The sequence below is a fragment of the Streptomyces sp. NPDC014870 genome (genome assembly GCF_043081505.1).
In the GTDB taxonomy this organism is placed as follows: domain Bacteria; phylum Actinomycetota; class Actinomycetes; order Streptomycetales; family Streptomycetaceae; genus Streptomyces.
Genome location: NZ_JBIBWQ010000005.1, coordinates 317166 through 331760, shown reverse-complemented (window position 1 = coordinate 331760; position 14595 = coordinate 317166). Strand labels below are relative to the sequence as shown.

General features: G+C 73.2%; 10 protein-coding genes. 4 read left to right on the top strand and 6 right to left on the bottom strand.

Translation table 11 applies throughout. The annotated features are described in order from the left end of the window. Positions 1-12: 12 nt before the first annotated feature. A complete protein-coding gene (gene glgP, locus ACF09C_RS17085; RefSeq protein WP_392092240.1) occupies positions 13-2625 on the top strand; it encodes an alpha-glucan family phosphorylase in 2613 nt (870 codons plus the stop codon). A 115-nt stretch (positions 2626-2740) separates the two neighbouring features. Further along, a complete protein-coding gene (locus tag ACF09C_RS17080; RefSeq protein WP_392092239.1) occupies positions 2741-3946 on the top strand; it encodes an alginate lyase family protein in 1206 nt (401 codons plus the stop codon). A 7-nt stretch (positions 3947-3953) separates the two neighbouring features. On the opposite strand, the gene ACF09C_RS17075 is transcribed toward ACF09C_RS17080, so the two are convergent. The 6 genes from ACF09C_RS17075 to ACF09C_RS17050 all read right to left on the bottom strand — a co-directional run bounded on the left by ACF09C_RS17075 (position 3954) and on the right by ACF09C_RS17050 (position 12729). After that, positions 3954-5522, bottom strand: a complete 1569-nt coding sequence (locus tag ACF09C_RS17075) for a sensor histidine kinase (RefSeq protein WP_392092238.1) — start codon at positions 5520-5522, stop codon at positions 3954-3956. 65 nt (positions 5523-5587) lie between these two features. Then, the gene (locus ACF09C_RS17070) at positions 5588-6241 is read right to left on the bottom strand and encodes a response regulator (protein ID WP_392092237.1); all 654 of its coding nucleotides are present in this window, start codon (positions 6239-6241) and stop codon (positions 5588-5590) included. A gap of 75 nt (positions 6242-6316) precedes the next feature. After that, positions 6317-8344, bottom strand: a complete 2028-nt coding sequence (locus ACF09C_RS17065) for a M4 family metallopeptidase (protein WP_392092236.1) — start codon at positions 8342-8344, stop codon at positions 6317-6319. A gap of 392 nt (positions 8345-8736) precedes the next feature. Then, on the bottom strand, positions 8737-8997 hold the full coding sequence (locus ACF09C_RS17060; RefSeq protein ID WP_392092235.1) for a hypothetical protein: 261 nt from the start codon (positions 8995-8997) through the stop codon (positions 8737-8739). 49 nt (positions 8998-9046) lie between these two features. Continuing rightward, on the bottom strand, positions 9047-10924 hold the full coding sequence (locus ACF09C_RS17055; protein ID WP_392092234.1) for an ABC transporter ATP-binding protein: 1878 nt from the start codon (positions 10922-10924) through the stop codon (positions 9047-9049). Beyond that, on the bottom strand, positions 10921-12729 hold the full coding sequence (locus ACF09C_RS17050; protein WP_392092233.1) for an ABC transporter ATP-binding protein: 1809 nt from the start codon (positions 12727-12729) through the stop codon (positions 10921-10923). Before ACF09C_RS17050 ends, ACF09C_RS17055 begins: the two co-directional genes overlap by 4 nt. Positions 12730-12903: 174 nt before the next feature. Here ACF09C_RS17050 and ACF09C_RS17045 point away from each other — a divergent pair, with 174 nt between their 5' ends. Together ACF09C_RS17045 and ACF09C_RS17040 are read left to right on the top strand one after the other, a co-directional pair. Next, on the top strand, positions 12904-13809 hold the full coding sequence (locus tag ACF09C_RS17045) for an ABC transporter ATP-binding protein (protein ID WP_392092406.1): 906 nt from the start codon (positions 12904-12906) through the stop codon (positions 13807-13809). Beyond that, positions 13806-14585 carry an ABC transporter permease gene (locus ACF09C_RS17040; protein WP_392092232.1) on the top strand — a complete coding sequence of 260 codons (780 nt, stop codon included), beginning with the start codon at positions 13806-13808 and terminating at the stop codon, positions 14583-14585. Before ACF09C_RS17045 ends, ACF09C_RS17040 begins: the two co-directional genes overlap by 4 nt. The last annotated feature ends 10 nt before the right edge of the window (positions 14586-14595 follow it).

The following is a 14595-nucleotide window of genomic DNA, read 5'->3' as shown; positions in this document are numbered from 1 at the left end:
AAGGTGGAACGCGTGAAGGCAATCCGTCGATTCACCGTGCGTCCCGTCCTCCCCGACACCCTTCGACCCCTCACCGACCTGGCGCGGAACCTGCGCTGGTCCTGGCACGACCCCACCAGGGAACTCTTCCGCTCCGTCGACCCCGACCACGCCGACCAGGCGGGCCGCGCGGGCGACATCCGCAGCGCCGACGACCTCGACCCGGTCCGGCTGCTCGGCTCCGTCTCCGCCGCCCGGCTCGCCGCGCTCGCCGACGACCAGGAGTTCCTGGCCCGGCTGCGCGCGGCCGCCGAGGACCTCGACCACTATCTGCGCGCCCCCCGCTGGTACCAGGAACAGCAGGAGCAGGGCGCGCGGCTGCCCGCGGGCATCGCCTACTTCTCGCCCGAGTTCGGGGTCGCCGCGGCCCTGCCCCAGTACTCCGGCGGTCTCGGCATCCTCGCCGGCGACCACCTCAAGGCCGCGAGCGACCTCGGTGTCCCGCTCGTCGGCGTCGGCCTGCTCTACCGGCACGGCTACTTCCGCCAGTCGCTCTCCCGGGAGGGCTGGCAGCAGGAGCACTATCCCGTCCTCGACCCCGGCGAACTGCCCGTCACGCTGCTCCGCGAGAGCGACGGCACACCCGCCCGGGTCACCCTCGCGCTGCCCGGCGGCCGGGGCCTGCACGCCCACATCTGGACCGCGCAGGTCGGCCGCGTACCGCTGCTGATGCTCGACTCCGACGTCGAGGGCAACGCCCCCGCCGAACGCGAGGTCACCGACCGGCTGTACGGCGGCGGCAGCGAGCACCGGCTGCTCCAGGAGATGCTGCTCGGCATCGGCGGGGTCCGCGCCGTCCGCACCTGGTGCCGGCTCACCGGCGCCCCGGCACCCGAGGTCTTCCACACCAACGAGGGCCACGCGGGCTTCCTCGGCCTCGAACGCATCCGCGAACTCGCGGGGAACGGGCCCCACGGGAAGGAGCTGGACTTCGACGCGGCCCTGGAGGCCGTCCGCGCCGGTACGGTCTTCACGACCCACACCCCCGTCCCCGCCGGCATCGACCGCTTCGAGCGGAGCGTGGTCGCCCGCCACCTCGGCGAGGACGGCGAGCTGCCCGGCGTCGACGTCGGCCGGATCCTCGCCCTCGGCGACGAGACCCCGCTCGGCGGCGAACCCGGGCTCTTCAACATGGCCGCCATGGGCCTCAGGCTCGCCCAGCGCGCCAACGGCGTCTCCACCCTCCACGGCTCCGTCAGCCGCGCGATGTTCGGCGGCCTGTGGCCGGGCTTCGACCCGGAGGAGGTGCCGATCGGCTCCATCACCAACGGAGTCCACGCGCCGACGTGGACCGCGCCCGAGATCGGCCGACGCGCCGAGGGCGCCGACGACCGGGAGCTGTGGGCACTGCGCAGGACCCTGCGCGAACAGCTCGTGACCGAGGTACGGGAACGGGTGCGGGCGTCCTGGCGGCAGCGGGGCGCGGGGGCCGCCGAACTCGGCTGGACGGACTCCGTCCTGGACCCGGACGTGCTCACCATCGGCTTCGCGCGCCGGGTCCCCTCCTACAAGCGGCTCACGCTGATGCTGCGCGACCCCGACCGGCTGCGGGCGCTGCTGCTCCACCCCGAGCGGCCCGTGCAGCTCGTGGTGGCGGGCAAGGCGCACCCGGCCGACCACGGCGGGAAGCGGCTCGTGCAGGAGCTGGTGCGGTTCGCCGACGACCCCCGGGTGCGGCACCGGATCGTCTTCCTGCCGGACTACGGCATGGCCATGGCGCGCAAGCTGTACCCGGGCTGCGACGTCTGGCTCAACAACCCCCTGCGCCCGCTGGAGGCCTGCGGCACGAGCGGGATGAAGGCGGCCCTGAACGGCTGCCTCAACCTCTCGGTCCTGGACGGCTGGTGGGACGAGTGGTTCGAGTCGGACTTCGGCTGGGCGATCCCCACGGCCGACGGGGCGGCGGCGACGGACGAGGAGCGCCGCGACGACCTGGAGGCGGCCGCGCTCTACGAGCTGATCGAGCGCCGGGTCGCACCGCGCTTCTACGATCGCGGTCCTGACGGCGTGCCGGCCCGCTGGACGGAGATGGTCCGCAGGACGCTGCAGGACCTCGGCCCGAAGGTGCTCGCCGACCGCATGGTGCGGGAGTACGTGGAGAAGCTGTACGCCCCGGCCGCCCTGGCCCACCGCGCGCTCGCCCCGGCGGCCGCGCGGGAGCTGGCGGGCTGGAAGTCCCGGGTGCGGGGCGGCTGGCCGAAGGTGGCCCTCGACCACGTCGAGATCGGTGAGCTCGACGAGGACCTGGCCGACGCGGAGCTGGGCGCGACGACGGCGGTACGGGTCCGGGTGGCCCTCGGCGAACTCGGCTCGGACGACGTCGAGGTGCAGGCGGTGGCCGGCCGGGTGACCCCCGACGACGCGCTCGTGGAGACCCGGATCTGTGTGCTGAAGCCGGTGGGCGGACCCGACCTGGAGGGTAGGCAGCTCTACGAGGGCTCCCTCGTCCTGGACCGTACGGGCTGCTTCGGCTGTACGGTTCGGGTGCTGCCGGCCCATCCGCTGCTCGCCTCGGCGGCCGAGATGGGTCTGGTGACCCTGCCGACGGAGTGCACGGGGGAGGGGGCCGGGGTGCTCCTGAGGTGACGTGGTCTGGACCAGGGTCTTGACGTGTCCATGGGGTGCCTCTACGTTCCACGTTCGACGCGGAGTTCAATCCTCCGTCCGGCGTTCACACACAGGAACGAAAGGCACCCCCCACATGCGCCTCAGAGCCCTGGTCCTCGCCCTCGCGGCGGCCGTCGCCGTCACGGTCACGCCGCCGGCCCTCGCCGGCCCGCCGCAGTCCGCCTCGACCCCCGCGAAGGTCGCCGCCCCGGCGGCCTTCACCCACCCCGGCGTCGTCGTCTCCCGTCCCCAACTCGACTTCGTACGCGCGAAGGTGCAGGCGGGCGCGCAGCCCTGGAAGGCCGCGTACGACCAGATGACGGCGAGTTCGTACGCCTCCCTGAGCCGGGCGCCCAAGCCCCGCGCGATCGTCGAGTGCGGCTCGTCCTCCAACCCCAACAACGGCTGCACGGACGAGCGCCAGGACGCGGTCGCCGCGTACACGCAGGCGCTCGCCTGGTACATCACCCGGGACGCCCGGCACGCCCAGAAGGCGATCGAGATCATGGACGCCTGGTCGGCCGTGATCACCGACCACACCAACTCCAACGCCCCGCTCCAGACCGGCTGGGCCGGCTCCTCCTGGCCCCGGGCCGCCGAGATCATCAAACACACGTACACCGGGAGCTGGGCGGGCTCCGGCCGGTTCGCGACGATGCTGCGGAACGTCTACCTGCCCGAGGTCATCAACGGCGCGGCCACCAAGAACGGCAACTGGGAACTCATCATGACGGAGGCCGCGATCGGCATCGCGGTCCACCTGGAGGACCGCGCGGCCTACGACAAGGCCGTGTCGACCTACCTCGGGCGGGTCCCCGCCTACATCTACCTGGCCTCGGACGGCTCCACGCCGAAGCCCCCGCCGAACAGTTCCATCGACACCCGCGACGAGATCGTGAAGTACTGGCAGGGCCAGTCCACCTTCGTCGACGGCATCTCCCAGGAGACCTGCCGGGACTTCGGCCACACGGGCTGGGGCCTCGCCGCCGCCGTCCACACCGCGGAGACCAGCCGGATCCAGGGCGCGGACCTCTACCCCCAGGTCTCCGAGCGGCTGCGGCACGCGCTGGGCTTCCACACGAAGTACGAGAACGGCACGGCGGTCCCGTCCTGGCTCTGCGGCGGCACGATCAAGCCGGGCCTCGGCCGGGTGACGGAGATGGGGTACAACGCGCTGAACGGCCGGATGGGGATCGGGATGACCAACACCAAGGCCTACACCGAGTCCCACCGGCCCTCCGGCACCGACAACTACTTCGTCTCCTGGGAGACCCTGACCCACGCGGGGAACCCGAACTGACCCGGGCTCACCCCACGACCGCCTTGTCGGCGAGGCGCCCGTCGACCAGACAGAGCCGGTAGACGGGCACCGAGGCCGTCAGCGTCGCCCGGTAGTACAGACAGCCGTCCATGCCGGGCGGCTCGGCCGGGGCGGTCGCGGGCGGCCCGTCCAGCGGGTGCGGCGGTAGCTCCTCGGAGTCGGCGGCCAGCGGTGCGCCGACGCGGAGGGCGGCGAAGTCGTCCCGGTCCAGGAAGGACCGGGACTGCGTCCACAGACCGAAGGCCAGCATCACGACGCCGAGCGCGGCGACCAGCGCCAGAGGGATCCAGATCGCCCGGGCGAGCCCGCGCCGCACCTCCCGCCGCGCCCGGTCCCGTTCCCGTACGGAGGTGGGCGCGGGGACCGGCGCGGGCGTGGCCGCCCCGGGGTCCAGGGGCAGCACCGCCCGCACCACGAACCCGCCGTCCGCCCGCGCCCCGTGGTTCAACCGCCCGCCGGCCAGACGCACCCGCTCGTCGAGCCCGACGAGCCCGGAGCCGCCGGTGGCGGCGAGGGCGGACCCGTCGGCGGATCCGTCGGCGGATCCGTCGGCGCGCCCGTCGGCCGACCCGTCGGCGGGCCCGTTCGAGACGGCGACCGTGACCGTGTCCGCCGTCCGCTCGACGACGACCCGGACCGGGGCGCCGGGCGCGTGCTTGGCAGCGTTCGTGAGGGACTCGACCACCAGGCGGTGGACCGCGCGGTCGACCATCGGCGGGGTCGTGCCGTCCGGCCCGCGCCGCGTCAGCTCCACCCCGAGACCGGACGCGCGGGCCCGCTCCACGACCTCCTCGACCGTCTCCCCGACGGGCGTGGTCGGCGCGCCCGGCTCGCGCAGCACCCCGATGATGTCCCGCAGCCGAGCGGTCGCGTCGGCCGCGGCCAGCCGCAACTCCCCGGCCGCCGCCTGCTGTCGCGCGCCGAGCGCCGGATCGACCTCCAGAGCGGCGGCCCGCAGCGCGATCAGCGCGAGGTCGTGGCCGAGCGAGTCGTGCATGTCGCCCGCGATCCGCGAGCGCTCCCGCAGCCGCTCCCGGTCCGCGACGGCCGCCTGCTCGGCCTCCATGTGGGCGGCCAGCTCCCAGCCGGCCCGTACAAGGCGGGCGTACTGGCGCACGTACCGGCCCGTCAGCCAGGGCGCCACGATCGCGAGGGCCAGGACGAGGACGACCGTGAACCCCTGGGAGACGTTCCCGTCCGAGAGCGGGACGAGCGCGAAACCGAGCGCCGCGACCGTGGCGAACAGGGCCGGGGCGGCCCAGAGGGGCTTCTGCTGCCGCCGCCCGGCGAGGTAGCCGAAGACGACGAGCGCGAGCGCGTACGCGGGGGTGAACAGCTCCGGCGACGTGGCCAGGCTCAGCGCGACGGCGAGGCCGAGCGAGACCAGCGGCAGGGCACGGCAGCAGGCCACGGCCGCGCCGAGCACGACGACCCCCACGACGACCTGCGTCCAGGAGCCGCCGTCGTTCGGGTCGAGCCGCAGCATCACGGGGGTGGCGAGCAGCCCCCACAGGCCCAGGTCGAGCAGCAGGTCCCGGAGTCGTACACGGCGCATCCCCCCAGCTTGCCGGACGGCCGCACCCCGCGACCCCCGACGAAAGTCGGGGCGGTCGGGGCCCGTCAGTCCTCCACAAGGCCCGCCTCGTAGGCGAGGATCGCCAACTGGACCCGGTTGCACAGGCCGAGCCGGGACAGGACCGCGCTCACATGGGCCTTCACGGTGCCCTCGACGACGTACAGCCGGGCCGCGATCTCCGCGTTCGACAGACCCGCGCCGACCAGCGCGACCACCTCGCGCTCCCGGACCGTCAGCGGGTCCAGGCGCTCGCGCGCCTCCGCCGCCCGCGAGAGCCTTCCGGTCGGCAGGTGGGTGATGACCCGGCGGGTGACCTCGGGGGAGAGGAACGCGGCCCCGCCCGCCACCGCCCGCACACCCGCGAGCAGCTCCCTCGGGTCACCGGACTTGAGCAGGAAGCCGGCGGCTCCCGAGCCGAGCGCCTGGGCGATGTACGCGTCCTCCGAGAAGGTCGTGAGCATCACGACCGCCGCGTCCGGAACCACCCGCCGCAGCTCCTCCGCCGCCCCGAGCCCGTCGAGCCGGGGCATCCGGATGTCGAGCAGGACCACGTCCGGCAGGTGCCGACGCGCGAGCTCCACGGCCTCCCGGCCGTCGCCCGCCTCGGCGACCACCTCGACCCCCGGATCGGCGGCGAGGATCGCCTTCACCCCGGCCCGCACCATCGCCTCGTCGTCCGCGAGCAACACCCTGATCATGCGGCCAGCCTATGCAGAACGCGGGGCGGCCCGGACGGAACGAGTCCGTCCGGGCCGCCGTACGTGCCTGCCGGCTTACGGGAACGTCAGCTTGAAGCTGTTGATGTACCCGGTGTCGATCGCGGCCCGGTCCTGGACGCGGAGCTTCCAGGCGCCGTTGGCGACCTCCGAGGAGGCGTTCACGGTGTAGGTCTGGACGATGTTGTCGGCGCTGCCGCCCGTCCGGTTGTGCAGGTTGTAGACCGAGCCGTCCGGGGCGACCAGGTCGACGACCAGGTCACCGCGGTAGGTGTGGACGATGTCCACGTCCACCTTGAGGGTCGACGGCGCGTTGCCGGTGACACCCGTGACGTTGACCGTGGAGGTCACCGCGGCACCGTTGTCCGGGATGGACACGTCGGCGGTGTTCTCGAAGACCTTCCCGCCCGGGTTGCCGCCGCCGGGGCGCGAGCCCACGTTGATGCCGGCCCAGGCGTGCTCGACGGCCAGGACCTCGGGGCTGCCGGCGCCGTACAGCTCGGTGGCGACCGCGACCGTACCCGTACGGGCACCCGCGTAGTTCGTGTTGGAGCCGAACTTCGTGGTGAGGGCCTTGAACCAGATCAGCGACGCCTTGTCCCGGCCGATGCCGGTGACGGGCAGGCCGTCCGAGGTCGGGGAGTCGTAGGTGACGCCGTTGATGGTCTTGACGCCGCTGCCCTCGGAGAGCAGGTAGTACCAGTGGTTCGCCGGGCCCGAGGAGTAGTGCACGTCGATCGAGCCGATGCCCGAGTACCAGGCGTCCTTGGACGAGCCGTCCTTGCTCGGCTTGTCCATGTACCGCAGCGGGGTGCCGTTGCCGCGGATGTCGATCTTCTCGCCGACGAGGTAGTCGCCCTGGTCCTGGGCGTTGTTGGCGTAGAACTCGACGGCCGCCGCGAAGATGTCCGAGGTGGCCTCGTTCAGACCGCCGGACTCACCGCTGTAGACCAGGCCGGCCGTGTTCGAGGTGACGCCGTGCGTCATCTCGTGCGCGGCCACGTCGATCGAGGTGAGCGGCTTGGTGTTGCCCGAGCCGTCGCCGTACGTCATGCAGAAGCAGGAGTCCTGCCAGAAGGCGTTGACGTACGCGTTGCCGTAGTGGACGCGGGAGTACGCGCCGACGCCGTCACCGCGGATGCCGGAGCGGCCGTGCACGTTCTTGTAGTAGTCCCAGGTGACGCCGGCGCCGAAGTGCGCGTCCGCGCCCGCCGTCTCCAGGTTCTGCGGGGTGCCGTCGCCCCAGATGTCGTCGGCGCCGGAGAAGAGCGTTCCGGTGCCGGACGTGCCGCGGTTGAGGTTGTACGTCTTGTGGTTGCCGCGCCCGGTGTCGGTCAGCGTGTACGACGGCGCGGTGCCGAGGGTCACCTGGCCGCTGTACTGGGTGTTGCCGGTGCCGGTGTGGACGGCCTGCCACTCGTACAGCTTCTTGCCGGTGGTGGCGTCGGTGACGACGTGCAGCTCGTTCGGCGTGCCGTCGTGCTGGAGGCCGCCGACGACGGTCTCGTACGCGAGGACGGGCGAACCCTGCGCCATCCAGACGACCTTGCGCGGCGCGCGCTCGGCGGCGCTCTCCTTGGAGCCCTCCGCCTTGGCCTCGGCGACGGCCTGCTTCTCGGCGGCGGCCGGGGCGACGTCGGCGGTGGTGTCGACGTTCTTCAGCTCCGCGCGGGACGCCTTGGTGACGCCCTGCGTGACGCCGGCCTTGGTCTCCTGGACGACCAGGTCGCCGCCGAGGACCGGGAGCCCGGCGTACGTGCGCTCGTAGCGCGTGTGGGTCGTGCCGTCGCGGTCCTGGACGACGTCACGGACGACGAGCTTCTCCTGGGCGCCGAGCCCGAGGGACTTGGCGGTGGCCGCCTTGTCCGCGTCGGCCGCGCGTATCAGCGCGGTGCGCTGGGCCGGGGAGAGGTCCGCCGGGAGCTTGCCGGGGTTGGCCTGGCCGGCCGCCTGCGCCTTGGGGGCGACGGGCAGGCCGGGGTCGGCGGCCGTGGCGGAACCGGTCTGGACGCCGACCGCGATCATGGCGGCGGCGGCGATCAGAGCGCCGGTCGCGGTGGCGCGACGGCTGGGCGTGGATCTCACGCAGACTCCTTTTGCGAGGGGGTACCGGGCGGCTGGGTGGGTCGTCCGGGCAGTGCAAACAGAGCTGTGGAGCACGAACTCTCATACGAGACGGGGAGAGAGTGGCAGCCGTGACCGTGATCTGTCAGGAGCGCGTCAACAACTTGGCCGGAAATCGTCCGGAGCCCGAAACCCCGCGTTCGTTAACCGGACGTTTCATCGATCATGGTCGTGACGCCGTCCGCCGTTCGCCGAGGCCGGAGCGCGCGGGGCGGCCACGGCGCTGGACCGCTTCTGCGCCCGTCCGCCGACCGCTCCGCGACGGCATCGGGCCACCCTCGGATTCGCGCCACGGCATGGCTTGTTACGGCCCTACTGCCGCCGGGCCGGTCGGTCCCCGGCGGCGCCGGTCCTCAGCCGTCCAGGTGGTGGATGCCGATGCAGTCGGGGTCCTGGTTCGGGCAGCTCGGGTGGGGTCTGCGCACCTCGCGCTCGGACAGCCCCCGGTACGAACACCAGCCGCAGGCGCACGTCTCCTCGTGCGCCGCGGGCGCCGTCGAGAAGCGACGGCAGCCGTCGCACGTCCCGCAGGCGCCCGAGAACGCCGGCTCGCCGTGCCGGAAGCGCGGATGACCGCACCGGCACTCGTGTGTCGCCCAGCTCGTCCCCGCCATGCCGGCCCCCCCGCCGTCCGTGCCGAAGCCACCCTGCGAAGCGAGCGTCTCACCCCACGAGACTGTCCCGCCAGGCCCGGTGCAGCCCCGCGAACCGCCCCTCGCCACCGCTCAGTTCACCGGGCGCGCCGTCCTCCACGATCCGCCCCGCCTCCATCACCAGGACCCGGTCCGCGATCTCGACGGTCGAGAGGCGGTGGGCGATCACCACGGCCGTACGGCCCGCGAGCACCGTGTCCATGGCGCGCTGCACCGCCCGTTCCCCCGGCACGTCCAGCGAACTGGTCGCCTCGTCCAGGATCAGCACCGCCGGGTCCGCGAGCAGGGCGCGCGCGAAGGCCACCAACTGCCGCTGCCCCGCCGAGATCCGGCCGCCGCGCTTGCGTACGTCCGTGTCGTAGCCGTCCGGAAGGCCCGCGATGAAGTCGTGCGCGCCGATCGCCTTCGCCGCCCGCTCGATCTCCTCCCGGCTCGCGTCCGGCCGCCCGATCGCGATGTTCTCGGCGACCGTCCCGGAGAACAGGAACGCCTCCTGCGTCACCATCACCACACCCCGCCGCAGTTCGGGCGTGGCCAGCTCGCGCAGGTCCACGCCGTCGAGCAGCACCCGCCCCTCCGTCGGGTCGTAGAACCGGGCGAGCAGCTTGGCGAGCGTCGACTTGCCCGCGCCCGTGGCACCCACCACCGCGACCGTCTGCCCAGCGGGGATCGTCAGGTCGAAGCGCGGGAGTACCTCGCCGCCGGTCCGGTAGGCGAAGCGCACGCGGTCGAAGACGACCTCGCGGCCGGGGCGACCGCCGCGGCTCGCCGGCAGCTCCTTCGGCGCAGCGGCCTCCGGGACACCGGGCTCCTGCGCGAGCAGGCCCGCGATCTTGCCGAGCGAGGCGGCCGCCGACTGGTAGGAGTTGAGGAACATCCCGAGCCGGTCGATCGGGTCGTACAGCCGCCGCATGTAGAGCACCGCCGCCGCGAGCACCCCCAGCTCCAGCGTCCCGCCCGCGACCCGGTACGCGCCCCACAGACACATCCCCGCCACGGCCGTGTTCGCGACGAGCCGGGAGCCGACGACATAGCGCGCCATCTCCAGGAGCGCGTCGCCGTTGGACCGCTCGTGCCGGTGGTTGAGCCCGGCGAACTCGGTCTCGTTGGCCCGCTCCCGGCGGAACGCCCGCACCGGCCGGATGCCGTTCATCGTCTCCGCGAACTTCACGATCACGCCCGCGATGGCGGTGGACCGGTCGGCGAAGACGACCGCGGAGCGCCGCTGGTAGAGCCGCACCAGCAGATACAGCGGGACGAAGGAGGCGACCGCGACCGCGCCGATCCCCAGGTCCAGCCAGAGCAGCATCGCCGAGATGTAGACGAACGCCAGGACGACCGCGATCAGCTCCTGCAGCCCCTCCGAGAGCAGCTCGCGCAGGGACTCCACGTCGGTGGTGGACCGGGAGATGAGCCGGCCCGAGGTGTACCGCTCGTGGAAGTCGACGCTCAGCACCTGCGCGTGGCGGAAGATCCGCCCGCGCAGATCGAGCAGCACGTCCTGGTTGACGCGGGCGGCCCGGCGCAGGAACGCGTACTGGAAGAACCCGCCCGCCAGCGCGCAGAGCAGGTACCCGAGAGCGACGGCCACGACGGGGCCGTAGTCCCCGTCCCCGAGGGCCGGCACGCCCCGGTCGATGGCGTACGCGACGAGCAACGGCCCCGCCTGCAGGGCCCCCTGCTGGAGCAGCAGCAGAAGCGCGGCGACGGCCACCCGCGCCCGGTGCGCGGAGAGCAGCGAGCGCAGCAGGGCTCCGGTGGCGCCGGGAGCGGTCGGCAGGTCGTCCTGGTCGAAGGGGTCGCCGGTCGCAGCACCGCCGCCGGTCCCGGCGCCGCCGCCGGTCGTCGCGGCACCGCCGGTGTTCCCGGACTTCTTCGGATCCGTCATCGTCCCTCAGCCCCTTCGCCGGACATCAGCCAGGCGTACTCGGCGTTGCTCCGCAGCAGTTCGTGATGGGTGCCCACCGCCGCGATCCGGCCCTCCGACAGGAGCGCCACCCGGTCCGCGAGCAGGACCGTCGAAGGACGGTGGGCCACGACCAGGGCCGTGGTGTCGCGCAGCACCTCGCGCAGGGCGGCCTCCACCAGCGCCTCCGTGTGGACGTCGAGCGCGGAGAGCGGGTCGTCGAGGACCAGGAAGCGGGGCCGGCCGACGACCGCGCGGGCCAGCGCGAGGCGCTGGCGCTGGCCGCCGGAGAGGCTCAGCCCCTGCTCGCCGACCTGGGTGTCCGCGCCCTCGGGCAGGGCGGCGACGAAGCCCTCCGCCTGGGCCACGGCGAGCGCGCGCCACAGCTCGGGCTCGCCGGCCGCGTCCGCGGCGCCCATCAGGACGTTCTCGCCGACGGTCGCCGAGAAGAGCGTCGGCTCCTCGAAGGCCGTCGCGACGAGCCCGCGCAGCCGTTCCCGCTCCATGAGCGCGATGTCCTCGCCGTCCAGCAGGATCCGCCCGCCGGTCGCCTCGTGCAGCCGCGGTACGAGGGCGGTCAGGGTCGTCTTGCCGGAACCGGTCCCGCCGACCAGGGCGAGGGTCTCACCGGGCCGGATGTGGAGGTCGACGCGGTCGAGCACGGGCGGAGCGCCCGGGGGCGCGTCCGGGAAGCGGAAGGTGACGCTCTCGAACCGCACCCCGTCCCGCGCGCCGGACACCGCGACGCCGGGCGGGCTGCCCGCCCCCGACGCCTCTCCCGACGCCTCGCTCGACGTCTCCTCCGGCGCGTCCATCACCTCGAAGTACCGTTCCGTCGCCGTGGCCGCCTCCTGGCTCATCGCGAGCAGGAAGCCGATCGACTCCACCGGCCAGCGCAGCGCCAGCGCCGTCGACAGGAAGGCGACGAGCGTGCCGGCCGACAGCTGCCCGTCGGCCACCCGCACGGTGCCGAGCACGAGCGCGGCGCCGATCGCCAGCTCGGGGATGATCGTGATGAGCGCCCAGATCCCGGCCAGCAGCCGGGCCTTGACCAGCTCCGTACCCCGCAGCCGCTCCGCGAGCGCCCGGAACGCGAGGGCCTGGCTGCGGTGGCGCCCGAAGCCCTTGACGATCCGGATACCGAGGACGCTCTCCTCGACCACGGTCGTCAGATCGCCGACCTGGTCCTGGGCCCGGCGCGCGACGACCGCGTACCGCGCCTCGAAGAGCGAGCAGAGCACCATCAGCGGGATCACCGGGGTCAGGAGCAGCAGCCCGAGCGTCCAGTCCTGCGCGAGCAGCAGCACGAAACCGGCCAGGATCGTCACGCCGTTGACGATCAGGAACGTCAGCGGAAAGGCGAGGAAGAGCCGGACCAGCATCAGATCCGTCGTGCCGCGCGAGAGCAGCTGGCCCGACGCCCAGCGGTCGTGGAAGGCGATCGGCAGCCGCTGCAGCCGCGCGTACAGATCCGCCCGCATCCGTGCCTCGACCCCGGCCAGCGGCCGGGCCACGAGCCACCGCCGGAAGCCGAAGAGCACCGCCTCCGCGATCCCGAGGAGCAGCAGATACAGCGCCCCGAGCCACACCCCGCCCGGATCCCCGGCCGCGACGGGCCCGTCCACCATCCACTTCAGGACGAGCGGAATGACGAGCGAGAGACACGAGGCGACGATCGCGACCACGGCGGCCGAGCCCAACCGCCCCTGGACCGGGCGCACGTACGGCCACAGGCGCAGCAGGTTCCGCACGGCGGACTTCTTGGTGACTGCATCTTTTCCGGGCATCACGAGCGAGCCTACGGTTCACCACTGACACCGCTCATGTGGTTTTCCGGCCACCCGGCGGTCGCACCGGAGACCCGCAGGTCGTACCGGGCATCAACCGATCGGTTGACCGGAGGTCGAGCGCGATGGCGGATGCCGCGCCGCGCCCGGCGGCGCGAGCCTTGAGCCATGTCGATGCCAATGATCGAAGTACAGGGCCTGCGCAAGGCCTACGGCGACAGGGTCGTCGTCGACGGGGTCTCCTTCACGGTCGAGGAGGGCGAGATCTTCGGGATCCTCGGCCCCAACGGCGCCGGCAAGACCACCACCGTGGAGTGCGTCGAGGGGCTGCGGACCCCGGACGCAGGGACCGTACGGGTCGGCGGGCTCGACCCCGTCGCGCGCCATGCCGAGGTCACCCGGATCCTCGGCGTCCAGCTCCAGGAGAGCGAGCTCCAGCCGAAGATCACCGTCCGCGAGGCCCTCGAGCTGTACGCCTCCTTCTACGAACGGCCCGCCGACTGGCGCGGGCTCGTCGAGCGCCTGGGGCTCGAAGGGCAGCTGGGGAACCGGTTCGGGAAGTTGTCCGGCGGGCAGAAGCAGCGGCTGTTCATCGCGCTCGCCCTGATCGGCGACCCGCGCGCGGTCGTCCTCGACGAGCTCACCACCGGGCTCGACCCGCGCGCCCGGCGCGACACCTGGTCGCTCATCGAGGACGTCAGGGCATCCGGGGTGACCGTCCTGCTCGTCACGCACTTCATGGAGGAGGCCCAGCGTCTCTGCGACCGGATCGCCGTCGTCGACAAGGGTCGGATCGCCGCCCTGGACACCCCCGACGGCCTGATCGGCCGTTCCACCGCCGCGAAGGTCATCTCCTTCGCCGCCGGGACCCCGCTGGACCCGGCCGAGCTGCGCGCCCTGCCGCAGGCGGCCGCGGTGGAGACCCGGGACGGCCGGACCGTCGTCGAGGGCACGGACGCGACCGTCGACGCCTTCGTCGCCCTCCTCGCCCGCCGGGGCGTCACCGCCCGCCAACTCCGGGTCGCCGACGCCACCCTCGACGACGCCTTCCTCGACCTGACAGGAGCCGACCAGCCGTGAGCACCGCCACCACCACCGCCACGCCCCGGGCGAACCGTTCCGCCACCGCCGCCGTCCTGCGCACCGAACTCCGGCTCTTCGCCCGGGAACCGGGCTCCCTGTTCTGGATGATGGTCTCGCCGGCCGTCCTCCTCGCGATCCTCGGCTCCATCCCGTCCTTCCGCGAGGTCTCCGCCGACCTCGGCGGCCGGCGCCTGGTCGACCTGTACGTCCCCGTCGCCGTCCTCTTCGCCGTGATCATGGCCGGGGTCCAGGCCATGCCGCCCGTCCTGGCCGGCTACCGCGAACGCGGCATCCTGCGCCGGATGTCCACGACCCCGGTCCGCCCGGCCTCCCTCCTGACCGCCCAGATCGTCCTGCACGGAGCCGCCGCCCTCGTCTCCGGCACGCTCGTCATGGCCCTCGGCCGCCTCGCCTTCGACGTCCGGCTGCCCCGGCAACTCGCCGGGTACACCCTCGCGCTGCTGCTCGCCGTCGCCGGCGGACTCGCGCTCGGTGCCGCCGTCTGCGCCGTGTCCCGTACGCAGAAGATCGCCACCGCCGTCGGCACGGCCGTCTTCTTCCCGACGATGTTCACCGCGGGAGTCTGGCTCCCCGTCCAGGCCATGCCGGATACTCTGCGCGACATCGTGCGGTTCACGCCCTCCGGCGCCGCCTCCCAAGCCCTCGACACCGCGGCGGCCGGCGCCGGTACCGCCTGGGCCGCGCTGGGGGTGATGGCCCTGTGGACGGTCGTCCTGACCGGCACGGCGGCACGCTGCTTCCGCTGGGAGTGACGGCCGCGGA